The sequence below is a fragment of the Nonlabens sp. genome (genome assembly GCF_047636915.1).
Lineage (GTDB): Bacteria > Bacteroidota > Bacteroidia > Flavobacteriales > Flavobacteriaceae > Nonlabens.
Window position 1 is genome coordinate 1 of record NZ_JBLIGN010000037.1, and the last position, 25,707, is coordinate 25,707.

Here is a 25,707-nt window from a genome sequence, read left to right on the forward strand (position 1 = left end):
AGCAGACCCGTTAACTAACAATCGCCATTTTGCAAATACCATGTTCAATATTATGCGTGGTGGAATTTTTGATAACAACTACGTAATTGAAAAGCAAGACTTCTTAGAGTATTTAGAAGCCGCAAATGTGGAGGTGTTTGAAAGTGCTCAAGAATTGCTTCAAGACCTACCAGCAGATTTTGATCTAGATAATTTAAATGAAATAGCTTATTCTCATAATAATGCGCATTTCAAAAGATTAGTAATAGAGTATCTACCTTTAAAGTTTAGTAGAAGACACGGTGATCCTAGTCGTCCATGGAATAAATTTTCTATCAATACACGTAGTGAAATTGATGGTTCTAAAATATTAGACTATGAAGGAAACTGGCGCGATATTTTCCAAAATTGGGAAGCTTTAGCTCATTCTTATCCAGAGTTTATTGATGGAATGATTCACAAATTTTTAAACGCAACAACTTTTGATGGTTATAATCCTTATCGAGTTACAAAAGGTGGATTTGATTGGGAAGTAATTGAGGAAGATGACCCTTGGTCTTATATTGGATATTGGGGAGATCACCAGATCATTTACTTGCTTAAATTTTTAGAGTTTATACAAGATTATTACCCAGGTAAACTAGATAGTTTCCTTAACGAAGATCTCTTTGTTTATGCAAATGTTCCTTATAAAATTAAGGAATATGCAGACATTCTACAAGACCCTAAAGACACTATTGATTTCGATTACCGTTTACAAGAGGTTATAGAAGAACGACGGGAACAATTAGGTGCAGACGGTTCTTTATTAAGAGATACATCAGGGGCTATTTATAAAGTAAACTTGGTAGAGAAGCTATTAGCTACTGTTCTTGCTAAAGTTTCTAACCTGATTCCTGAAGCTGGAATATGGTTAAATACCCAACGACCAGAATGGAATGACGCTAATAATGCCCTAGTAGGTAATGGTGTTTCCATGGTAACCCTTAACTATTTGAGACGTTTCTTGAATTACTTTAAAGGCTTTATTGAGGATGCAGACTTTGAGTATTCATCTATATCTAAAGATTTAGAGGTGTTTTATACAGCAGTAGGCAACACTTTGAAAGATCATCAAGGTTTATTGAAAGGTTCTCTCAACGATGCACAACGCAGAGCTGTCCTTGACGGTGTCTCTCAGCCAGCAAGTGATTATAGAAAAAATATTTATGATCATAATTTCTCAGGTAAAAAACAAGATATTTCAAAAGCTAGTTTACTTGAATTTATAGAGGTTACTTTAAAATACTTGGACCATAGTATAGATGCAAATAAGCGTAAAGACGGTATGTATCATGCTTATAACTTGATGACATTAGAGGATAACGGCGACGTGAGTATTTCCTACTTATCAGAGATGTTAGAAGGTCAGGTAGCAGCTTTAAGCTCCGGATATTTAACATCAGTACAGGCTTTAGAGGTCATGAACGCGTTAAAATCTAGTGCCTTATTTAGAGAGGATCAATACAGTTATATCTTATATCCTAATAAGAACTTACCAGGATTTGAAGAAAAGAACATCATTCCTAATGAGCTGGTTTCTAAGTCTGAATTGTTACAGCAATTGCTAAAAGATGACAATCAACAAGTCATCGTGCAAGACCTGACAGGGGTTTATCATTTCAACGCCAGCTTCAACAATGTCAACAGCCTTAAGAAAGCTCTTAAACAACTCGCTAAAGGGAGTTATAGCAGCCTTGTTAGCAAGGAACAAAGACAGTTAGAAAAAACTTTTGAAGTTGTTTTTAATCATAAAGCTTTTACCGGTAGATCAGGAACATTCTTTGGTTTTGAAGGACTAGGCTCTATCTATTGGCACATGGTTTCCAAGCTATTACTAGCGGTGCAAGAATGTTGTTTAAAAGCAGTTAATGGCAGAGAAAGCGATGCGCTAATAGGCGAGATGTTGGACCATTATTACGAGATACAGGCAGGAATAGGTGCTCATAAGTCACCGGAGTTATATGGAGCTGTTCCTACAGATCCTTATTCACATACACCAGCAACTAAAGGGGCGCAACAACCAGGAATGACAGGACAGGTGAAGGAAGATATTTTGAGCCGTTTTGGCGAGTTAGGTATTGTTGTTTTTGATGGCGTACTTTCCTTTAAACCTAGCTTGTTACGCAAGCAAGAGTTCCTAGCAAAAGATCAAGGCTTTAACTATATAGACGTAGGTAGAAATAAACAGACCCTACCTGTAAGTGCAGGATCTCTTGCGTTCACCTATTGTCAGGTTCCTGTGATTTATACGAAGTCTCTTCAAGAAAGTGTGCTAGTTGTATTTAAAGATGGTGAAGAGAAAACTTTTGAGCAATTGAAACTGGATAAAACAACTAGTGAAAAGTTGTTTCAACGCACAGGGGAGATCAATCATATAATTGTAAAGCTTATTAAATAGATGATGGAATCATAGATAATGTATTAGTTCGCTTTCGCGAAAGCGAAATTTAAAATTAACCCAATGAACATCAACCGCAGTTTTAAAAAAGGAATATTACTAGGACAATTATTGATTCTAGTAAGTTGTGGTAATGCGCTAAAAGAGCACGGAAAATTGAATCAAACGAAAGAGATTAATGCAGTAGACATCTTGGGCAACCCAGATTATCAAGCTATTTCTTATGGAGGTTATAGAGGAGTTTCTAGGGAAGAACAGCCCACTCTAGTGCAGCTAAAAGAAGATATGAAGATTATGGCAGCCATGGGGATAAAAGTGTTGCGCACCTATAATGTGCAACCTAATTTACCACATGCTTCTAATATTCTCGCTGCTATAAAGGAGCTTAAGAATGAAGATGCTGATTTTGAAATGTATGTCATGCTAGGAGCATGGATGGATTGTAAAAATGCTTGGACTGGATTAGAGCCAGATCATAACGTAGAGAGCGAGGCAAACGCTGGTGAAATAGCTAGAGCCGTTGCCTTAGCTAATACATATCCAGATATTGTTAAAGTAATAGCCGTAGGTAATGAGGCCATGGTAAAATGGGCAGCTAGTTATTATGTGCAACCTGCTGTTATTTTAAAATGGGTCAACCATTTACAAGGGTTAAAGAAAAAAGGGAAGCTTTCTAAAGATCTGTGGATTACTAGTTCAGATAATTTTGCCTCTTGGGGTGGTGGTGATTACATTTATCACACACCAGACTTGACCAAACTCTTGAAAGCTGTTGATTATGTGTCCCTACATACTTACCCTATGCACGATACACATTACAATGCCGTATTCTGGGGGACATTAAGCTTTGAAAAGAGTTTGATAACTCATGAGAAAATTGATGCCGCTATGGGCCGTGCAAGAGACTATGCAAAATCACAATATAGAAGTGTGGTGGAGTACATGACAGTAGTAGGTGTTGATAAGCCTGTGCATATAGGTGAAACCGGTTGGGCATCAGTGTCAAATGGGCATTATGGTCCAGACGGATCAAGAGCTACAGATGAGTATAAAAGCGCAAAATTCTATCATCTTATGAGAGACTGGACCAATAAAGAAGGCATTTCTTGTTTTTATTTTGAGGCCTTTGATGAGCAATGGAAAGATGCTGCTAATAAGCTAGGTTCTGAGAATCACTTCGGACTTTTTACTCTTGATGGTAAAGCAAAATATGCGCTTTGGGATCAGGTAGATGCTGGTGTTTTTAAAGGTGTAACTAGAGGAGGTAAGCCTATTGCCAAAACTTATAATGGCGATAAAGAGAAGTTAATGAAAGATGTATTATTACCACCTTTAAAATAAAATAACTCAATAAGAGGCCTAAAACCAACCAAAATGAGATTAATAAAATATGGAACAATTTGTTTATTCATTGCTCTTATGCTAAGCTTTAAACAGCAAGGTGAACAGCTCATAGAAAGAGAAATACTTGATGTAGAAGTTTACGAGACTTCTGCGTCTGGTAATAATTTGACTAAAGTGATGCCATTTGAAGTAAAAGACAGCACGACTGTAATTACTATAAATGAAAATATAACCTTCCAGACCATTACTGGTTTTGGAGGCGCATTTACAGAATCTTCGGCCTATTTACTCAATCGATTGAGTAAACAAAGTAGAGACACTATTATCAACGCTTACTTCTCTCGGGAAGGAGCAAATTACTCGCTAACTCGCACACATATGAATAGTTGCGACTTTTCTTTATCGCAATATTCTTATTCGCCAGTGGAAGATGATGTGCATCTAAAGCACTTTACTATAGAGGAAGATCGAGATGATCTGATACCTATGATTAAGGATGCTATGGCAGCATCAGAAGATGGGTTTGAGATATTTGCATCGCCATGGACAGCAGCACCATGGATGAAGGATAACAATAAATGGGTAGGTGGTAAACTATTACCTAAGTACTACGATACTTGGGCGTTGTTCTTTTCAAAATATGCTGATGCTTATGAAGCAGAAGGAATTCCCATATGGGGTTTTACGGTAGAAAATGAGCCGCTCGGAAATGGAAATAATTGGGAAAGCATGCATTACACGCCCAAAGAAATGACTGATTTTGTCCAGTTTCATTTGGGACCTAAGTTAGAAGCAGATGGTCACGGAGATAAAGTTATCCTAGGTTACGATCAAAATAGAGGAGGAATCAAAGAATGGGTAGATGAGATGTATCGTGATGAGGCCTCGTCAAAATATTTTGATGGTACCGCCATTCACTGGTATGAAAGTACCTATGATTACTTTCCAGAAGATTTACAGTACGCACACCACAAAGCACCAGATAAATACCTCATTGAGACAGAAGGTTGTATCGACTCACAAGTTCCAGAATGGAAAAATGACAAGTGGTACTGGTCTAAGGAATCTACCGATTGGGGTTGGGATTGGGCTCCGGAAAAAGATAAGCACTTACACCCTAAATATGCTCCAGTAAACCGTTATGCCCGTGATATCATAGGCTGTATGAACAATTGGGTAGATGGATGGGTAGATTGGAACATGGTTCTAGACCGACAAGGTGGGCCTAACTGGTTTAAAAATTGGTGTGTCGCACCAGTAATTGTGGACCCAGATAATGATGAAGTTTATTTTACCCCACTTTATTATACCATGGCACATTTTAGTAAATACATACGTCCAGGCGCTCAAGTTATTGATGTAGAACATACAGATAAAGACCTTATGGTCACTGCAGCAAAAAATCCAGACGGTACTATTGCCTTTGTTATTTTTAATGAAGGTATGCGAGATAAGAATTATAAATTACGCTTTCGCGAAAGCGTAGTAAGTATCAACTTAGGTGCACAGAGCCTGCAAACAGTTATAATACCAACCAAAAACTAAATCTTATGTCAATCACCACTCATAAAGTTCATTTTGGCCAGAAAATTGCTTTCGGTATTGGAATGTTGGCCAACCAGATGTTTCCTGCTGCACTAGGTATTTTCATGGTAGTCTTAGTCCAGAACTTGGGTTTTCCTACTTGGATGTGGGGTATTTTGTTTTTCCTTCCTCGCGTATTTGATTCAATTACCGATCCCATCATGGGTTTTATTTCAGACAACACCAAATCAGTCTGGGGTAGGCGTAGACAATACGTTTTGATAGGAGCGGTGATGATGGGTATATCTTTTAGTATGATGTGGCAACTTTATGAAGTAGATGGTTTAAGTTATAACTTTGCTTATTTTTTATTGTGGTCCTTACTTTTCTACCTAGGCTTGACCATTTTTAGTGTCCCTTATGTGGCTATGGGGTATGAAATGAGTGATGATTTCCATGAGCGTACAGATATTATGGCTGTAGCACAATGGATAGGACAATGGGCTTGGGTAGTTGCACCTTGGTTTTGGGTGATCATGTACGATCCATCCTGGTTTGAAGACGGAGCAGTTGCCACTAGGACCATAGCCATATGGGTGGGTGTTATTTGTGCCATATTAGCGATGGTTCCTGCTTTTTTTATAAAAAGTAAATCCACTCTGGATGATGAAAGTTTAACTCCTCTAACTATGAAAACTATAGGAGGCAGTTTTAAACAGATTATCGATAATTTTAAAGAAGCCTTTAAGATCGAAGATTTTAAAAAACTTTGCTTTTCAACATTCTTAATTTTTAATGCGTTTAATACCGTTGCAGGATTCTCCTTTTTTATTGTAGTGTATTATTTATTTAATGGTGATGCTGCAGCAGCTGGTCTATGGCCTACATTATTAGGAAGTATAGGGGCTTTAGTAACGACCTTTTTAGTCATCCCTATTGTTGCAAAAATGTCAAAAACACTGGGTAAGAAGAAAGCCTTTTTATGGGCTCAAGGAATTTCAGTGATTGGTTATATTATGCTGTGGTTTTTATTTGTTCCGGGAAAGCCTTACTTATTTTTAATCGCATTACCTTTTTTCTCTTTTGGTATTGGAAGTTTATTTACTTTAATGATGTCCATGACTTCAGATGTTATTGATATCGATGAATTGAATACAGGAAAACGAAGAGAAGGTGTTTTTGGAGCTATTTATTGGTGGATGGTAAAGTTTGGTTTTGCCATTGCAGGGCTATTAACAGGAGCTATTATGTCATTAGTAGGCTTTGTACCAAATACCGTAAATACAGAAGCTTCAATTACAGGTATAAGACTGTTCTACTCAGGTTTACCAATCCTAGGTACGCTTACCGCAATGTGGATCATGCGTAATTATGACCATTCAGAAGAAAAGGCGCTAGAGATAAGTGCAGAACTAGCCATCAGAAAAAAACCTCAAAGCAAACCTATAAGTTCTTCCTATTATGCCTTGAATAAATTACAGTCCTTAGGTTTTATTGATGAGCATGTAAATTATCCAACTGACGTAAAGCGCGATGTTCCATCCATAGAGTTAGCCGCCCACTTTAAGGTAGCCTTAAATGCTGGATTACACGGTATTTGTTTCAGTCCTTATCGAGAGGGACAGGATGTACGTGATTCTTTGACGGGTACGCAAATAGATGAAAGAATGGATATAATTGCACCTTATACAAAATGGATTCGTTCTTTTTCAACAACAAAAGGGAATGAGCTTATTCCACTATCAGCACGTTCTAAAGGTATTAAAACCATGGTAGGTGCTTGGGTAAGCGATGATAAAGTTCAAAATGAATTAGAAATTGAAAGTCTTATTGAGCAGGCCAAAAAGGGAATGGTTGATATTGCTGTTGTAGGTAATGAAGTATTGTTGAGAGAAGAGTTAACTTTAGACGAGCTCTTAGGTTATATCAAAAGAGTCAAGGTTGCAGTTCCAGATATTCAAATAGGATATGTAGATGCCTATTATCAGTTTGTTGAGAATCCAAAATTAGTCGAGGAGTGTGATGTTATTTTAGCAAATTGTTATCCATTCTGGGAAGGTTGCCATATAGATAAAGCAACGGCATACCTCAATGAAATGCATAACATCGTTACGGAAGCAGCAAAAGGTAAACCGGTCTTAATTACGGAAACGGGATGGCCTAATGATGGATCTAAAAATCAAAATGCATTGCCTTCAAAGGTTAACGCGATGAAATATTTTGTAAATGTGGCCAATTGGGCAAAAGATCAAGGAGTAGAAACCTTTTATTTCTCATCTTTTGATGAGTCATGGAAAGTGCGTCAAGAAGGAGACGTAGGAGCCCGTTGGGGATTATGGGATAAAAACGAAAATTTAAAATACTAATTATGTCATTTAGAAACGAAGATTATCATCCGTATCAGGAATATCAAAAGCATCATGATCCTGACCATATAGACTGCTCTGGTGTTGATTTTACTGAGCATACCTCAGTAGAAGATTTAAGTGAATTATGGAATGAATCCCTAAAAAGAGGTATGCATGGGATTTGCTTTAGTATGTATGAAGACGGGCAGCAGCCTGGAGATCAAATCACTATGGAACAGGTAGAAAGGCGTATTAGAATAATGAAGCCTTATACCAAATGGGTGCGGTCCTTTTCTTGTATAGAGGGAAATGAATTTGTACCACAAATGGCTCATAAATATGGACTTAAAACTCTTGTTGGAGCTTGGTTAAGCGATGATCTTGAGAAAAATGAATTAGAGATTGAAGCCCTGATTGATCTTGCAAATAAAGGTTTTGTGGATATTGCAGCTGTTGGGAATGAAGTGCTTTACCGCAATGATCTTTCTATGGAGCAATTATTGGAGTACATTAAAAGAGTAAAAGAGGCGTTACCAAATATTCCTGTAGGCTATGTAGATGCCTATTATGAGTTTGTAGTACATTCAGAATTAGTGAAGCATTCTGATGTTATTTTAACCAATTGCTACCCGTATTGGGAAGGAACGAATATAGATTATTCACTAGGACACATGAATGATATGTTTAATCAGGTGGTTAATGTAAGCCAAGGCAAAAGAGTTATTATAACAGAAACAGGTTGGCCTAGTCAAGGGGAGAGTTTAAGAGAGGCACATTCATCAGCCGAAAATGCTATGAAGTATTTTATAAACGCACAGCTTTGGTCAAGTCAAAACGATATAGATATTTTCTATTTCTCCTCATTTGATGAGTCGTGGAAGAAAGGAGCTGAAGGTGAAGTAGGTGCCTATTGGGGCCTTTGGGATAAAAAGGAGAATCTTAAATTCTAGATCATCAGAATCAGTAATTTTTCTGCTTAAAAAATCACGATCTGCTGTCGGGGATTAACGTATAACTTTCTTAGCAAGTTGTTGTTATTGGATAGTAGGTGTGTCTCGCTTTCGCGAAAGCGAACTTTAAAAGCAGGCAGGTTCGTTATTTTATTCATTAATCATTCCTGTTGGCGGATAGTTACTTTAATAAATGCATACATTGGTCACGTATATGTTTTCTTCGGGTGGCTTATTTGACGTACTATTTATAAACTAATGGCACTACATTCACAGCTGTTGAAGTGAAAAATTCATGCCGCCATAAGGAGCTTTTTTACCTATAACGGGATAGTTGTGATTACCTCACGCATTGATCATAAACTCAAAGCATTTAGGTTTTCGGAGAATTTAGCGGATTTATTTTTTCTTTTATTAAGGCATAAATTTTCAAGCATAGCTTATGTTACGGTTGTAAATTTTAACGCAGAGAAAAGGAAAAATAAAGAGCAGAAAATTCGGAAACCTAGGTGTTTTGAGTATATGGATATAGTTGATTAGGTAACATAGAACTATTATCTGTAGAAAAAGAATCTATCCCTAGGAGATGAGGTGTTCTTTTCAGATGGATGATCTTAATAAAAATCATAGGTTACACAAATTAGTGTAACGAATTGATGAGCTTTACAGCCTCTGTTCTAAAGACTGTGGATGTTAAAAAATCATTCAAATAATTTGTGAAGACGAGATATTACATATTAGAGTAGTAAAAGAACTTTCAGTGGCTCCAATCGTTGTTTTGTAAGCAATCATTTTAGATATTCCGTTAATTTCTCAGGTTCTAAAAAAGCCCCATATTATTTACTTGGCCTCTCTGTTAAAGAAGCGGTACTATTTTATATAAATAGTACCTTTACGACTTTGATTTCGGCATAAATACGACTTTTAAAACATCAGATTATACAAATGAAAAAATCAAACCATCATCTCATAGTAGTATTGATAATAACAAGTTTATTGTTGAGCTGTAATAACGAGCCTTCACGTGATCTGTATCCTAAAGAGCTTATAGGAGGGTTTAACTTATTGCCTTCTGAGGAAACGGGTATAGATTTTAATAATACTATTGAAGAGTCCGAGTACTTTAATCAGTTCTTTTTCGGGCATATTTATTTAGGTTCTGGAGTAGCTATAGGTGATATCAATAATGACGGCTTATCAGATATTTTTTTTGGGGGAAATCAAGTTAATGATAAGTTATACCTCAATAAAGGTGATTTTAAATTTGAGGATATTACTACTAGTTCTAAAATAGATAGAGATTCAGGTTGGACTTGGGGTGTTACCATGGCCGATGTTAATGCAGATGGCTACCTAGATATATATGTAAGTAGGAATGGTAATTCCTTAAAGTTAGACGACAGAAAAAATAAATTATTTATAAATAATCAGGACTTAACTTTTACGGAAAGTGCTGCTGCATACGGTCTTGCTGATGCTGGTTTTTCTACCCAAGCCGTATTTTTTGATATGGATAATGATGGAGATTTAGACATGTATCAAGTCAATCAGCTACCCGACAAGAAACTAATTTTAGTGAATAAAATTCCACGGGAGCAGTTTAACTTATTTAGAGATAAATTGTATAGAAACGATAATGGTATATTCAAAGATGTTTCTTCTCAAGTGGGTATTTCTTCTGACGTCTCTTACGGTTTAAGTGTTAATGCCTCCGACTTTAATAATGATGGTTGGACAGATTTGTATGTTGCAAATGATTATGCAGAACCTGACTTTATGTATTATAATAATGGCGATGGAACATTTACAAATGTCATAAATGAAGAGTTAAAACATATTACTCAACTAAGTATGGGCTCAGATACAGGGGATATTAACAATGATGGTTTTATGGATTTGATGACCACTGACATGACGCCAGAAGACCATTATAGAGCTAAGACTAACATGGCTTCCATGAGTACAGAGATCTTTGATAAAATGGTGGATGCAGGAGCCCATTACCAATATATGTCTAATACGCTACAGGTAAATACAGGTTTAGGGACTTTTTCAGACGTGGCAAGTATGGCAGGAGTATCCTCTACAGATTGGAGCTGGGCAAGTCTCTTGGTAGACTTAGACAATGATGGCTGGAAGGATATCATTGTTTCTAATGGCATAAAGAAAGATGTAGACAACAATGATTTCAGAATTACTCTCAACAATTTAGATAAAACGACGACAGTAGACGATTTGTTTCAATTAAGTAAAGATGCACCATCACAGCCTGTAGCTAATTATGCTTTTAGAAACAAGGGGAATTTAGAATTTGAAAAAGTAAGTGAAAAATGGGGGTTTGATACTCCTAGTTTTTCAAATGGAATGGCATATGGCGATTTAGACAACGATGGTGATTTAGATGTTGTTGTAAATAACATGGAAGGGCAGGCATTTGTTTACAATAATAATGCGACAGGAAATTTTTTAAAAATAGCTTTTAAGGGATCTGTGAATAATCCATTTGGAATAGGGGCAAAAGCAAAAATTTATCAAAAAAACAAGGTTCAGGTGTCCGAGCATTTTTTGTCGAGAGGCTATTTATCTTCTGTAGAACCAGGTTTGTTTTTTGGAGTAGGAAAGGATACGCAAATAGAGAAAATCGAGGTAACCTGGCCTGATGGAAAGGTGAATTTATTTAAGGATGTTGCTGCAAATAAGACAGTAACTGCAAATTATGATAAAGCAACAAAAAAGGATGCTACCACTCGAAGGACCAAGACATTGCTTTCATCAGTAAAGCCAAATGATATTGGAATCGACTTTATGCACATGGAAAATGATTTTGACGATTTTACGGAGCAAATACTTTTACCATATAAATTGTCTCAGAACGGTCCATTTACAGCCATTAAAGATGTGAATAATGATGGGCTAGAGGATATGTTTATAGGTGGTGCTGCCGGACAAAGCGGTCTATTATACTTGCAACAAGAAAGTGGTAAATTCCTGAAGAGTCCATCACAACCATGGCAATTGGACAAAGCTAGTGAGGATATGGGAAGTGTCTTTTTCGACGTAGATGGTGATAATGATGTTGATTTATATGTAGCAAGTGGAGGAAGTGAGTTTAATATAGGAAGTCCGCAACTTAGAGATCGATTATATATAAACGATGGACAAGGAAACTTTCGTAAAAATGAACAAGCCTTACCTGTAATAGCTCAAAGCACCCAAAGTGTCAAAACCTCAGATATAGATAATGATGGGGATATGGATATTTTTGTAGGCACTAGAATGATTCCTGGTAAATATATTTTTCCAGCAACCAGTTATTTTCTTATTAATGACAATGGAGTGTTTAAAGAATCATCAATCGATGTAGCACCAGCACTAAAGAATATAGGAATGGTTACCGATGCTGTTTTTACAGATATAGATAATGATAATGATGAGGATTTGATGATAGTAGGGGAATGGATGGAAATCAAGATATTAACAAATAATAATGGTGTTTTCAACGACGATTCAAAGCAATTTGGGTTAGAGAATACCAGAGGGATTTGGTGGTCTATCACTGCCAGTGACATTGATAATGACGGTGATGAAGATTATGTAATCGGTAATCTGGGTAAAAACAATAAGTTTAAAGCTTCTAAAGAGCACCCTTTCAAGGTATATGCAAATGATTTTGATAACAACGGTACTAATGATGTCGTATTTGCTAAGTTCTATAAAGGTGATTACGTACCCATGCGCGGCAGAGAATGTACCAGTCAGCAAATGCCCTATGTAGCTGATAAATTTGGGGATTATCACAGTTTTGCTTCTTCCACTTTAATAGAAGTTTTACCGGAAGAAAAGATAGAGGGTAGTGTCGTTTATGAAATATCTAGTTTTGAAAGTATCTTATTGATCAATGAAAACGATAAGCTTATTGCAAAATCATTGCCTAATGAAGCGCAAATAGCTCCTATTAAATCAGTTTTTGTTACAGATGTTAATAAGGACGGTCATATGGATATAATTACGGTGGGTAATCATTATGGTGTCGAAGTAGAAACGGTGAGATATGATGCTGGTTACGGAGCTGTATTATTAGGTAATGGCAAGAATGATTTTAGTTTTATGCCAGTTGGACAAAGTGGTTTTTATGTACCCAAGGATAGCAGAGATATAAAACAATTAACCGTAAAAGGAGTAAAAACTATTGTGGTGACTAACAATAATTCCTCTTTGTCTGCTTTTACAACCCAATAAAAGCCTTAGAAATTTTAGATATAATTTAATAATTCCTGTCATTTGTAAAGGCAACTGTAATTTTTGTATAGGTATTCTGCACAGTTAAATCAGTTTATTAAGATTTGTGATAATATCATTAATTATGAAATATACCTCTTTATAATGCAAATTTTTTGTTTCTATAGATTAGGAGCTCTTTACAAAAGAGGTTAAATGATGCTATAATTCCGTGCCGTCGACTGTGTTTTTTGTATCTGTTAAATGAGTCGTTTAAAAGATCAATTATGGAACGGGTTATTTGCTTTGCTGGTACCAAAGGGGTTGTGATGTATCCCAATGATATATATATATATAGGATTCTACACCAGACCTTTTTTTTTAGAATAAAAAAAATTCTTAAAAGCGAAATATTTATTTTATTTAAAGCTCTGATTACGCACGTGTAGGGATTGTGTTTTTTTTGTTCCGTTTTGATTCAATCCATATTTATTTCAATTTTACTTTGTGATTTTACTAATAATATACGGTTGTATAGTTTTTGTATGGGTGATTTATTATTACTACATCGTTATAGTTTCCGATATTGTTCTTCATAATTAAACAAAATTGTATTATGAAAAAAATTACACTCTTACTAGGTTTCCTAATCAGTTCTGTCTGTTTTGCGCAGGTAGTTCTAGAGGACTTTGAAGGCACGCCTCCTACAATTAATTTTGTTAATGGACCAGGTACGGCAACGATCGTATCAGATCCAGCAACGGGAGGAACTAATGGTAATGTTCTTGAAATTGTTACTGGAGCAGCATCTGCACCTTGGCAACAAGCAGAACTTACGTTACAAGGGGACTGGCTTAATTTACAAGTAAGTACCAGTAGAACGGTAACTGTTGACGTATATTCCACTACACCATTTGATATGTTAGCGAAAGTACAAGATGGAACTGGACCTGTTTCAGCTACGGATGCTAGTCATACGGGATCTGGCTGGGAGCCACTTTCCTTTGATTTCACCATTCCTAAGGACGTTCCAGGAATAGCAAACGGTTTGTATCCAAAAATATTTTTCTTCAACCTTTGGGATAGTTCCGCAAATGGTGGAGCTGGCTTTTGGGCTGATGCAAACAATGCAAGTTCTGTAAGAACCACTTACGTAGATAATATAACAGCTTTTTCTGCTCCGGCACCTGCTACTTGTTCTGACGGTATTCAAAATCAGGGAGAAACAGGTATAGATTGTGGAGGTCCTAATTGTGCGGCGTGTCCTTCACCACCAACTGTAGCGGCACCGCTTCCACCTAATAGACCAGCTGCTGATGTTATTTCTTTTTTCAATGGTGCTGGTGTTTATGCAGATGTACCTGTTGGAACATTTGATACTTCTTGGTGCGCAAATAGCACTGCTGATGTTACTATTGCCGGAAATCCAACTAAATTAACCACTGGTGGGTTATGTGAAGGAATTGATTTTGCTAGTAATCGTGTAGATGCTACTGGTTTCACTAAGTTTCATATTGATTTTTATACGGATGAGACAAACATTTTAGGTAAAGTTTTTAATCTAAAACTAGTAGATTTTAATGGAGGTACTGGAGAAGATACATCAAGAACTATTCAAATTAATATTAATGACGGTACGAATCCAGGAGTTGTTGCAGGTAACGGAACAAATTGGGTATCGATAGACGTTGATATTGCACCATTTGATGATTTAGCTCAGATAGTGATCACTACAAATCTAAACAACGTTTGGTATGATAATTTATATTTACACAAAGGTATTACAGCTAGTGTAGGTGATGTAGATACTGCTGTGTTTGCTGCATATCCTAATCCAACCGTAAATAATTGGACAATCTCTGGTAATTCAACAATCAACTCGGTTGCTATTTATGATTTATCAGGGAAACAAATCTCTGCGTTAGAAGCTAACAATATGGAAGTAGAAATCAATACTACAAATATTCGTTCAGGTATTTATTTTGCCAGAATAGTTAGTGAAAACGGAACACAAACTATAAAGCTTATTAAAGAATAACAAGCAGTTATTGGACTACTACATTTATATAAGTCAAAAAGGTTGTCTGAAAAGGCAGCCTTTTTTTACATTACATCAGTAGTAACCTACCACTATACCAAATAATATTTTAATCATCTTTATACTAAAATCCCATAACAGATGCCTGCTTGGTCTTGACTGAAAGTATACCTAAGGTTTAATGTTATGTCTAAACCGGATAGAATAACCGCATTTTACTACACATTCGAAGGTCAAATGGTTAGTATTGTATTTAATTTATATCAAAATTATAAACGTATATGTTTTATAGAGTTCTTTACTTCTTTGCTTTTTTTACTGCATTATCTAGTTGTTCTAAGAAAGAAAAAGAGCCGCAGTCCATAGATATTCAAGAAGATCTAGCAAATGATTTAATTCATGAAACAAGTCCTTACTTATTGCAACACGCGTACAACCCTGTAGATTGGAAGGCGTGGAGTACAGAATCTTTAGAATTGGCAAAAGAGGAAAATAAGCTAGTGGTTATTTCCATAGGTTATTCGGCTTGTCATTGGTGCCATGTCATGGAAGAGGAAAGCTTTGAAAATGATGCTGTTGCCGCGTTAATGAATGATAACTTTATCAGCATTAAAGTAGATAGGGAAGAACGACCAGATGTGGACAAGATTTACATGGATGCGGTTCAATTAATGACTGGAAAAGGCGGCTGGCCGCTTAATTGTATTACCCTTCCAGATGGAAGACCTGTTTTTGGAGGTACTTATTTTACCAAATCACAATGGGCCAAAGTGCTAATTGAAATGTCCGATTTATATAAAAATGATCCGGAAAAAGTAATCGCCTATGCCGATAGATTGACAGAAGGCATGAAAAATAAAGACTTAATTACGGTTAATAAAGAAGCTGTTGCATTTAATACGGAGTCACTTAATTCTATAGTAAACTTGTGGAAGCCTTCCTTAGACCTTGTTCATGGAGGACAAGAAGGTGCTCCAAAGTTCCCCATGCCCAATCAGTTAAACTTTTTACTTCGTTATAGTGTGCAGAACAATGATAATGAGCTGCAAAAGCATGTAGAAAACACCTTGATTAAAATGGCTAATGGTGGTATATACGACCAAGTAGGTGGCGGTTTTTCTAGGTATACTGTTGATGAAGAATGGCACATACCACATTTTGAAAAGATGCTGTACGATAATGCACAATTAGTTAGTCTTTATTCACATGCTTATCAGTTGACAGGTAACGCGTATTTTAAAAAAATTATAGATGAAACATTGGATTTTGTAAATTCAGAATTAACTCAGAAGGAAGGAGCCTTTTATTCATCCATAAATGCAGATAGTAAAACCAATAGCGGTGTCCTAAAGGAAGGTGCCTTTTATATCTGGACTAAAAAAGAATTAGAGACTGTTATCGGTGCAGATATGGAGTTGTTTAGTTTCTATTACAATATTAACGAAGCTAGGAAGTGGGAAGATGACAGGTACATTTTATACAAAACAAAATCAGACGTAGCATTTTTAAAAGAATTCGGTCTAACCCAACAGCAATTAGATGTTTTGGTTCGTGATTGGAAATCAAAACTAGATACGTATAGAAAAGATCGAGAACGACCTTCTACGGATGATAAAGTCCTCACGTCTTGGAATGCACTAATGCTTAAGAGTTACGTAGATGCTTATCGCGTTCTAGGGAACAAAGAATATTTAGACCGAGCCATTAAAAGTGCGGAGTTTATAAAAGACAATCAACTAAATAAGGACGGCTCGCTATTCCATAATTATAAAGAGGGTAGAAGTACGATTGAGGGTTTTTCTGAAGATTATGCACACACGATTAATGCTTTTATTACTTTATATCAAGCTACTTTAAATGAAGAATGGCTGCATACAGCAAATGACCTTATGGATTATGCTATGATTCATTTCTATGATACCAACAGCGGTATGTTTTATTTTACTTCCGATCAACATACCAATTTAATAACGCGTAAAACAGAAGTTGTAGATAATGTCATCTCTTCCTCTAATTCTGTATTAGCAATTGCGCTATTTCAATTGGGTCATTATTACTCTAATACGGATTATGTTGAAATTTCAGAACGCATGCTGTCTAATGTTCACAATGACATGAAAAGGGCACCTGCGGCTTATTCAAACTGGTTGCAGCTGTATTTGAATTATTCTAATCCTTATTATGAAGTAGCTATTTCTGGAAGTAATGCTATCAGAAAATTAAAAGAACTTGATTCTCATTACTTGCCTAATATACTAATTGCAGGTGCTATGGTTGATAGTGATTTGCCTATCCTGAAAAATAGATTTAATATAAATGATACTTATATTTATGTATGTGTAGACGGTAGTTGTAAACTCCCTGTTACCGATACAAAAAGCGCGGTTGGTCAGCTTTTAAAATAATAATAGTTGGGCTATAGAGTTGACCTTATTGCTCTAAAGGAAGTGATAACGGTTTATAATCAAATGTCTGTACCTAAAATTTGTTTCCTCCATAAAATCAATCCGAACAAGAACTTTTTGAGATTTCTCTTATAGAAATTCATTTATTCCTTCATTAGAATATGGGGCTACAAAAAAGTCATCCCAACTATTTGTTTCACTGGATAATATACCTATTTGTGGATTAAATTCTGAGATAGGAATGGCGTTTTTTATTTGGCTGTTGGATATATGCAGCACGAACCAAAACAAATAAAGGTATGTATAACAGATATTTTATTGTCATTTGCTAATCTCACCACCGGTAGAACGCTATGATGGGTAAACTTTAAAAGGCGGTTTTAAATCCCTCATAATTAATATATTCAGTGATTTTAGATGGTCCAAAAGATCTGTTTTTGTTACTGATAGAAAAATCAATATTTGCAATTAAATCACCTCTTTAGGTTGCTCACTTTTAACATTTAGATAAGTGAGGCTGGAACATAAAATAATCATAAGTGGAGCAAATGAATAGTTCATAAAAGAGTTTTAAAAACCTGTTCCATATTTTGTATCAGTAGGTACTAAGGGAATTGTTCCGCTTTCGCGAAAGCGGAACAATTAAAATTTGCCTCATATTTTATATCATACTTGACTAAATATGCCGCCAGGTAGGAAACATAGCAAAAGAGTTATAGGTAAACCACAAGAAGAATTTACATTTAAAATAAAACCAATCGGCTGTTTATATGGCTTATAAGTGTCTTGTGATGCTGTCTTAAAACTGTCGTGTGCTAGCGGCTATTTCTAAAATACTCTTATTTACAACCTTACCAACAGATAAGCAAACCTAACTAAATAAGAATCCTGGACACATTTTTTTTTATTCAAACCCTTTAAAAATGGAGTTAACTTAAGAGACAACTTTTATTTACGATTAGATAATAAACTGACAACTTTGTAATAATCTAAAGATGAATGGTTAAAAATACCTTTACCTAACTTATTATTTCTTGTATTATGTTTAGGTATCTTTTAAGCTTTTCAGCATTTTTAATATTCTTTGGTAGGGCGTATCAATTTTTCTTTTTTGGAGCTCCTTACAGAGCTATTTTTTGGGATGAAAGTCTCTTGTCTCCTGTTGTAGAAGGTCTATTTAATTATACATGGCAAGAATATGCCACCAACTTAAAAGTCAATACATTCATAGAAAACTTAACCATTTTAAGTAGTGTTGTGTTTTTAGTTAGTGGCTTACTTTGTCTTTTTTGGCATCAAATAAGATTCCGCATTTTAAAAAAGACAATTCTTGGGACTGGTATTTCTTTGTTATTTTTTATGGGAATCTGTATGGTTAAATCAAAAAACTACGACATCCTTCAATTATTTGAGCTAAGCATCCAACTGATCGTTCCGTTAGTTATATTTTTTAATACCTCTTTAAAGAACATGGATGTATCGAGACTTTCTAAATGGCTTAAAATAGCAGTAGCACTAACTTTTATTCCGCATGGCCTTTTTGCCATGGGACTCTTCTACGTACCTGGTCATTTTATAGATATGACTATAAAAATTTTAGGAGTTAATGAGACGCAGGCAACCCAACTTCTTTTTGTAGTGGGTGTCTTAGATATTATGGTCTCCATATTTATATTCATTCCCAAGTTAGCAAGACTGACACTTGTATATATAATAATCTGGGGATTTTTAACCGCAGTAGCGAGGCTTGTTTCTGGTTTTAACCCAGATTTTTTTTGGTCTTCGTTACACCATAGTACGTACCTCACTCTCTACAGACTTCCGCATGCTCTTGTACCATTAATTATTTATTTAATCCTACCTAAAACTCATCATCTAACTTTTAAATTACTCACTAATGAAAACTAAATTACTCCTCTTTTTTGCATTTTGTTTAATGACATTTTCGGTCGTCGCAAACAATGACAAGTACCGGCTTATTCTAGTAGATGATCCCGCAACTACAATTACCGTAGCATGGAATCAAATATCAGGTTTGAATTCAACTCTTTATTATGATACTATTGATCATGGCACCAACACATCTGCATACGCCTTTTCTCAAACGGAGGACAGAGCGATAGTTTACAGAGGTATGGATAACAGGTTTGTACGTCTTACTAATTTAAGTCCAAATACTAATTATTACTTCGTAGTTTCTGATAGTCAAGGAGTGAGTCAACGTTACTGGTTTAAAACTTCTACTGATGATAATAGTCCTTTGTCTTTTATAGCTGGTGGAGATTCTAGAAATAACAGAATACCCAGACAAAATGCAAATAAGTTAGTAAGCAAGCTAAAACCGAATGCCGTCTTATTCGGTGGTGACATGACTGATGATGATACGGATCAGGAGTGGCAAGACTGGTTCGACGACTGGCAGCTTACTACGGCATTGGACGGTAGAATGTTTCCTATTGTTCCAGCAAGAGGTAATCATGAAAACCCAATTGTTATTTATAACCTTTTTGACACTCCAAACACAGACTCTTATTATGCGCTCACTTTTGGAAATGATTTGCTGAGAACCTATACCTTAAACTCTGAAATTTCAGTTTTAGGAAATCAACTGACTTGGTTACAGAATGACCTCACGAACTCCAATGGACTCACCTGGAAGATGGCTCAATATCACAAACCTATGAGACCTCATACGTCAGGTAAATCTGAAGGGAATAATGAATACGGCGCCTGGGCACAGTTATTTTTTGATGAAGAAGTGAGACTAGTAGTAGATTGTGATTCTCACATGGCAAAGACCACCTGGCCTATAAAACCTTCCTCAAGTTCGGGAAACGATGAAGGTTTTGTGGTAGATCAACTCAATGGAACAGTGTATACAGGAGAAGGTTGCTTGGGCGCTCCGTTGAGGCCCAATAACGATGACAAAAGCTGGACCAGGAGCTCTGGATCTTTTAATCAATTCAAATTAATATTTGTGTACCCAAATGAAATTAAACTAAGAACGATTATTGTAAATAATGCAGATCAAGTAGGCGAGGTTGCTAATAATGATCCTTTTACGTTACCATTAAACCTAGATGTATTTACACCACCTACCGGTGCTGTGGTTATTATCTCTAATAGTATAGATAATAATTGCAATGTAGTAGGAACACCTTGCGATGATAATGACCCTTTAACTATTATTGATGAGGAAGATGGCCTTTGTAATTGCGAAGGAGTACTAGCTGAAGATTTAGTTCAAGAAACAATTTTAGTGGGTAATTCTAGTGATGACGCTGAGGAGAATATAGGAACAGGAAGTGTAAATATATCTAATACAGAATTAGAATTTATTTATGATAGCACAGATCAAATTGTAGGAGTTAGATTTGAAAACATTCAAATACCAAGCGGCTCTAATATTCATCGTGCCTATATTCAATTTGAAACGGGAAGCACTGCTGCAGGACAGGACCCTACCAACTTAAGAATTCATGGAGAACTAATAGGAACAAGTGCTTCATTTTTAACTCAACTTAATGATGTTTCTTCGAGAAATTTGACACAAAATACGGTGTTGTGGAGTGAGATTGACACATGGGACACCATAGATGAAGCAGGTATTTATCAAAGGACACCTTATTTGAATACAATCGTAAACGAAATCATCAGCCAGGCGATCTGGACCTCAGGAAACTCTATTTCTTTTATGTTTTCTGGACAAGGTAAAAGAGTGGCAAAATCATTTGACTCCGGAAATCCACCTACATTAAAATTATTTTATCAAGAGCCATGCCCAGAAGCAGGAGCTAGCTGTGATGACGGCGACCCGCTGACGGTTTTAGATGTAGAAGATGGCAATTGTAATTGCATAGGTTTACAAGAGTCTGGAAATCTCACTTATCAAGTTACCGGAACAACAGATGATGCTGAGGAATCAGAAACAGGAGGTGTGATGTACACTACGAGCTCTGATTTAGAATTGGTTTTTGATGCTTTTGCGGGCCAAAACAACCAAACTATTGGCATACGATTCGGTAGCGTAGGCTTGCCGGAAAATGCTTCTGTTCTAGACGCACGAATACAATTCACAACGGATGAAACAGGAAGTGATCCTACTAATCTGCTTATTAAAGGCGAATTATCTTCTAATAGTACTGCTTTTTCAGAAAGTGTGCTATTCGATATTACGGGAAGACCACAGACTTTTACCGCTGTGCATTGGCAAAATATCCCTTCTTGGAATACGGTAGGAGATGTTACAGATGATCAAAAAACACCTAACTTAAGAGCTATCGTTCAAGAAATAATAGAGCAAAGCACCTGGTCTATTTTTAATCCGATAACCTTTATAATACAAGGTGAGGGAAAACGTACAGCTGAATCTTTTGACGGTAGCTCAAATGATGCACCTCGACTTATCATTACCTACACACTCAACAATACTTGTCCAGAGGAAGGGACACCATGCGATGACAATGATGTAATTACTGTAAATGACGAAGAAGACGGCTTTTGTAATTGCATAGGTCTCGCTACCCTAAATCTTACGGAGAGTGATATTGTTGTAAACAACAGTAGTGATGATGCAGAAGAAGTTCTTTCATCAGGAGTGCTAGATATTACTAGTAGCGATTTAGAACTTATTTGGGATGGTGAAGATCAAGTGGTAGGGGTAAGATATAATAACGTAAACTTACCTGACCAAGCTTATTTGTACAGAGCATATATTCAATTTCAAACAGATGAAGATGATTCTGATCAAGATCCAACCAATTTGATCATCAACGGTGAACTGGCCGATGATAGCACCACCTTTATAAATACTAATTCTAATATATCTTCAAGAGTCGTAACTAATAGTCAGGTAGATTGGGATACTATTTCATTATGGGATCTTGTAGGAGAAGAAGGTATCAACCAAAGAACTCCATATCTTACAAATATAATCAACGAGATAAGAGGTCAAAATGGCTGGATTCCAGGAAATGCAATGACATTCATTTTTTCTGGTAGTGGAAAACGCGTAGCAGAGTCTAAGGATGGTAATTCGGTAGGGCCTGTTTTAAAGTTGTTTTACAGATTCTCAGATCCTTGCCTTGCATTTGGAACAACCTGTGATGATGGCGATGCAAGCACTCTTTTTGATATAGAAGATGGCAACTGTAACTGTGCTGGAATAACAGAAACGGGAACATTAATCTATGACGTAACAAACAGTGCAAATGATGCCGAGGAAGAATTGAGCAGCGGTGCCATATCTTTAACCAGTACTGATTTAGAATTAACCTTTGAAAGTGGTTCCACAGAGCAATTAGTAGGACTAAGATTTACCGATATACATTTACCTGCCAATGCGACCATAACAAGTGCTTATGTTCAATTTACGGTAGATGATGACAATAATGGAGTTACTAACCTGAGTATTGCAGCTGAAGCTAACGCTAACTCATTAGAGTTTACAGATACAGCGTTTGATATATCTAGTAGAACACTTTTAAGTAATACAATACCATGGAGCAATATTCCTGCTTGGGTTATTGAAGGTGATGCTACTTTAGACCAAAGAACGCCTGATATAAAAACATTAGTTGAAGGTGTTTTACAGGAGCCAAATTGGCAATTATTAAACCCAATTGCGTTTGTTTTTTCTGGAACAGGAGAAAGAGAAGCAGATTCATTTGAAGGAAATAATGCGCCACAATTAATCATAAATTATGATTTAGCAACGCTTTCTACAGAACGTTTTGAGAAGATTGAAATTATGGTTTATCCCAATCCTACTCATCATCTAGTACATATGGAGTCTAAAATTAACATGGAGCATATCTCCATTTACAATATGCTAGGAAAGATGGTAATCAACCATAAGGCGATAGATACAAGCGTAACTTTAGATATTTCTAATTTAAGCAATGGCATCTATTTTATTAAAATCAAGCAGGTAGATAACGATCAAGAACAATCTTATAAACTGATTATTGATTAGTTTTCTTCTTAGTTTTTGTCATCTTTTTTTAAACTCCCAAGCAAGATCGTTTGGGAGTTTTTTATGTTATCATTCTTTAAGTTTGTATCCCTTAAATTAAAATTATGACCGATAGGTGCCTGATTTGAAGATTTTATACCTAAAAAAAAATAATTTTCAGGTGTCTCAAAGATTCATAATACCATAAGATCAGATTAGAGGTGGCAGATAGTGAGTATTTATTTGCTAGTCGCAGTTATCCTTCGTCCTGTCAAAAAGATCTTTTCGATTTTCTTTGGTCGGTTTTACCTGAATTCCAAAACTATTTTTATCTGTGCATTTTCTTTTTAGTGAGTCCTGCATATATCTATCGTTTAAAGCAATAATAGCTAATTAAGAGAATTAAAAAATCTTACCAGGATTTAATAAGCCTTTAGGATCCATAGAACTTTTAAGAGAACGCATCAAAGCAATTTCTTCTGGTGTGCGACACAATTCTAGATAGGCCTTCTTGTGAGTTCCTATGCCGTGTTCTGCGCTTACAGAGCCGCCTATTGCCTTAAGACCGTCATAGATACAATAATCGATTTCCTTTTTCAAACCTTCGCTTAGATTTGATTTCCCTATCATAAAATGAATGTTCCCATCTGCAACATGACCAAAAGCATAAATTTCCTCTACACCTTTTATCAAAGCTAAAGATTCATATCGAGCAGCAATGTAGGAGCCTATTAATGGTATGGGTAGGCTGATGTCAAAATGTTGATCGTGTTGCATAAGGTCCACGAGGTTATTTACATCTTCTCTGATTCTAAAAAACCATGCTACATCGCTAGGTGATTGTGCCATGACGGCATCGAGAATCATCTCATTTTCTAACGCGTTCTCAAGAAGATTTTGAAACTCTGCCTGGTCGTTTATCTGATGACTCCCTAAAGCTTCAATCAAAACATAGTACTTATAATCATAGGGTAAAGGAGGCTTTACCGCATCACTCACGCTCGTCATTTGCTTATAGCTGTTTTTCCATATAAGTTCAAAGCCACTCAATTTCCCGGCAAGGTTGCTATCCATGAATTTTAAAAAAGTTACAACGCTACTATATTCATTAAAACCTATAAAGGCTGCGTTGCGGCTTTTAGGCGCTTCTTCTAATTTAAGAATTGCGCGTGTAATGATTCCTAAAGTTCCTTCACTACCTATAAAGAGTTGCTTTAGATCATAAGCGCTGTTATCCTTTATGATCTTTTTCATGGAAGAAATAACGGTGCCGTTTGCTGTTACCGCTTCTAGTCCCAGAACTAGTTGTCTGGCCATTCCATATTTAAGAACACGCAGGCCGCCTGCATTTGTAGAAATAACGCCACCTATTTGTGCACTTCCTCTTGCGCCAAAGTTTAATGGAAAAAGCAATTCCTTTTCTAGAACAGCGTCATGGATGTGTTCGAGAATCACTCCAGCTTGGACCGTTATTGTTCTACTAGCAGTGTCTATCTCTTCTATTTTATTTAGACGCTCGGTAGATATAACAACTTCGTTGCCAGTAGTTTCTGTACTACCCACTAAATTAGTAAGACCACCGTGCACAACAACAGTAAGTTCCTCTCTATCGCAGACTTTTATAATGTCACTTACCTGTTTTGTATTCTCAGGTAGTAAAACACAAAACGCTTTTAAAGATTGATCCATATGCCATATATGATGATAGCGATTGGATAGCGCTTCTTTTTCTAGTATTTGTTCTTCTTTTAAGCAGTGTGAAAAGAGTTGAGATGCCAGCATGCGATAAATACCTTTGATAATTGATAAAGGCCTAATTTAATGATTAATTAAATTTCATTCCTAATTTAATGTCCTCAATTACTTTTCTTAGGAAGGCAAGAGCAAGGTTTACGGTGTCTTTTATTTTCGTGTTAGTAGGAGTTTTATGCTTTAGGATTTTTAAAGCTGTAGAAAAAAACCCCTATTCAAAAATATTGTGGCTATAAATAGCGCAAGTTATTTCTTTGCGTATGCTGCTTGTTAGGGAGCAATCTTTTTATAGATCATTCCACAATTGGCCTCTATGTGGTTTCAAAGCATCTCTCACCGATGGCATAAATGTTTCTTTTAGTGCTACGTACGCGATGTGATGATTATCGCTTACTTGCTCTACACCAGTAGCGATAGAGGTGACCTTTTCATTTTTCAAATAGTCGTCTAAATGAATTAAGTGATGTGCCGCAGTTCTTTCTGCCTCTGGACCTTTGAAGTCCCAAATTAGTTTTAAATTCCTCATGGATTCGTTTTAATAAAATTAGTTGGATTTTCTGCAAAGGTCTTAAAATCTTCCATATGTTGCAGGGTTTGTCCCTTAAATAATTGAGGTTGTGCCTTTCCTATCAATCTCATCATCCCAGTAAACTTGAAGGTGCTGTTGGCATCCCATAAAGTGGTTTTTATTACTTGGTTATTGATCGTAGTCTCGCTTTCGCGAAAGCGGTTGCTTTGCCTATTTAAAACACCACT

At 36.2% G+C, this 25,707-nt stretch carries 12 protein-coding genes and 1 pseudogene; 10 read left to right on the forward strand and 3 right to left on the reverse strand.

Going from position 1 to position 25,707, the window contains the following annotated elements; genetic code table 11:
• The 10 genes from ACJAT0_RS07395 to ACJAT0_RS07440 all read left to right on the forward strand — a co-directional run.
• Positions 1-2,419 (forward strand): hypothetical protein (locus tag ACJAT0_RS07395; RefSeq protein WP_415181154.1); only part of this gene is annotated, 2,419 nt, incomplete at its 5' end.
• Between the two features lie 63 nt (positions 2,420-2,482).
• Entirely contained in the window at positions 2,483-3,760 is a 1,278-nt protein-coding gene (locus ACJAT0_RS07400; RefSeq protein ID WP_415181155.1) for a glycosyl hydrolase family 17 protein, read from the forward strand.
• A gap of 78 nt (positions 3,761-3,838) precedes the next feature.
• On the forward strand, positions 3,839-5,308 hold the full coding sequence (locus tag ACJAT0_RS07405) for a glycoside hydrolase family 30 protein (RefSeq protein ID WP_415181165.1): 1,470 nt from the start codon (positions 3,839-3,841) through the stop codon (positions 5,306-5,308).
• A gap of 5 nt (positions 5,309-5,313) precedes the next feature.
• A complete protein-coding gene (locus ACJAT0_RS07410) occupies positions 5,314-7,653 on the forward strand; it encodes an MFS transporter (RefSeq protein WP_415181156.1) in 2,340 nt (779 codons plus the stop codon).
• A gap of 2 nt (positions 7,654-7,655) precedes the next feature.
• Positions 7,656-8,585 carry a glycosyl hydrolase family 17 protein gene (locus ACJAT0_RS07415; protein WP_415181157.1) on the forward strand — a complete coding sequence of 310 codons (930 nt, stop codon included), beginning with the start codon at positions 7,656-7,658 and terminating at the stop codon, positions 8,583-8,585.
• A gap of 945 nt (positions 8,586-9,530) precedes the next feature.
• Positions 9,531-12,824 carry a VCBS repeat-containing protein gene (locus ACJAT0_RS07420; protein ID WP_415181158.1) on the forward strand — a complete coding sequence of 1,098 codons (3,294 nt, stop codon included), beginning with the start codon at positions 9,531-9,533 and terminating at the stop codon, positions 12,822-12,824.
• Between the two features lie 595 nt (positions 12,825-13,419).
• Entirely contained in the window at positions 13,420-14,841 is a 1,422-nt protein-coding gene (locus ACJAT0_RS07425) for a T9SS type A sorting domain-containing protein (protein WP_415181159.1), read from the forward strand.
• A gap of 281 nt (positions 14,842-15,122) precedes the next feature.
• A complete protein-coding gene (locus ACJAT0_RS07430; RefSeq protein WP_415181160.1) occupies positions 15,123-17,246 on the forward strand; it encodes a thioredoxin domain-containing protein in 2,124 nt (707 codons plus the stop codon).
• A gap of 1,041 nt (positions 17,247-18,287) precedes the next feature.
• Complete coding sequence (locus tag ACJAT0_RS07435; RefSeq protein WP_415181161.1) at positions 18,288-19,154, forward strand: hypothetical protein; 867 nt, start codon at positions 18,288-18,290, stop codon at positions 19,152-19,154.
• The gene (locus ACJAT0_RS07440) at positions 19,144-23,220 is read left to right on the forward strand and encodes a T9SS type A sorting domain-containing protein (RefSeq protein WP_415181162.1); all 4,077 of its coding nucleotides are present in this window, start codon (positions 19,144-19,146) and stop codon (positions 23,218-23,220) included. Before ACJAT0_RS07435 ends, ACJAT0_RS07440 begins: the two co-directional genes overlap by 11 nt.
• A 381-nt stretch (positions 23,221-23,601) precedes the next feature.
• Here the strand turns inward: ACJAT0_RS07440 and ACJAT0_RS07445 are convergent, their stop codons facing one another.
• The 3 genes and pseudogenes from ACJAT0_RS07445 to ACJAT0_RS07455 all read right to left on the reverse strand — a co-directional run.
• The gene (locus tag ACJAT0_RS07445; RefSeq protein ID WP_415181163.1) at positions 23,602-24,981 is read right to left on the reverse strand and encodes an FAD-binding oxidoreductase; all 1,380 of its coding nucleotides are present in this window, start codon (positions 24,979-24,981) and stop codon (positions 23,602-23,604) included.
• 256 nt (positions 24,982-25,237) lie between these two features.
• Positions 25,238-25,477 (reverse strand): hypothetical protein, encoded by a 240-nt coding sequence (locus ACJAT0_RS07450; protein WP_415181164.1) that lies wholly within the window; start codon positions 25,475-25,477, stop codon positions 25,238-25,240.
• Positions 25,474-25,707: pseudogene (locus tag ACJAT0_RS07455) on the reverse strand (SRPBCC family protein); the annotation flags it as partial. The gene ACJAT0_RS07450 and the pseudogene ACJAT0_RS07455, both read right to left, overlap by 4 nt.

Bases quoted from the DNA above. Each gene is read 5' to 3' on its own strand.
- ACJAT0_RS07450 (WP_415181164.1), bottom strand. From the start codon at position 25,477: ATGAGGAATTTAAAACTAATTTGGGACTTCAAAGGTCCAGAGGCAGAA.
- ACJAT0_RS07410 (WP_415181156.1), top strand. From the start codon at position 5,314: ATGTCAATCACCACTCATAAAGTTCATTTTGGCCAGAAAATTGCTTTC.
- ACJAT0_RS07415 (WP_415181157.1), top strand. From the start codon at position 7,656: ATGTCATTTAGAAACGAAGATTATCATCCGTATCAGGAATATCAAAAG.
- ACJAT0_RS07425 (WP_415181159.1), top strand. From the start codon at position 13,420: ATGAAAAAAATTACACTCTTACTAGGTTTCCTAATCAGTTCTGTCTGT.
- ACJAT0_RS07445 (WP_415181163.1), bottom strand. From the start codon at position 24,981: ATGCTGGCATCTCAACTCTTTTCACACTGCTTAAAAGAAGAACAAATA.
- ACJAT0_RS07435 (WP_415181161.1), top strand. From the start codon at position 18,288: ATGTTTAGGTATCTTTTAAGCTTTTCAGCATTTTTAATATTCTTTGGT.
- ACJAT0_RS07400 (WP_415181155.1), top strand. From the start codon at position 2,483: ATGAACATCAACCGCAGTTTTAAAAAAGGAATATTACTAGGACAATTA.
- ACJAT0_RS07420 (WP_415181158.1), top strand. From the start codon at position 9,531: ATGAAAAAATCAAACCATCATCTCATAGTAGTATTGATAATAACAAGT.
- ACJAT0_RS07440 (WP_415181162.1), top strand. From the start codon at position 19,144: ATGAAAACTAAATTACTCCTCTTTTTTGCATTTTGTTTAATGACATTT.
- ACJAT0_RS07405 (WP_415181165.1), top strand. From the start codon at position 3,839: ATGCTAAGCTTTAAACAGCAAGGTGAACAGCTCATAGAAAGAGAAATA.
- ACJAT0_RS07430 (WP_415181160.1), top strand. From the start codon at position 15,123: ATGTTTTATAGAGTTCTTTACTTCTTTGCTTTTTTTACTGCATTATCT.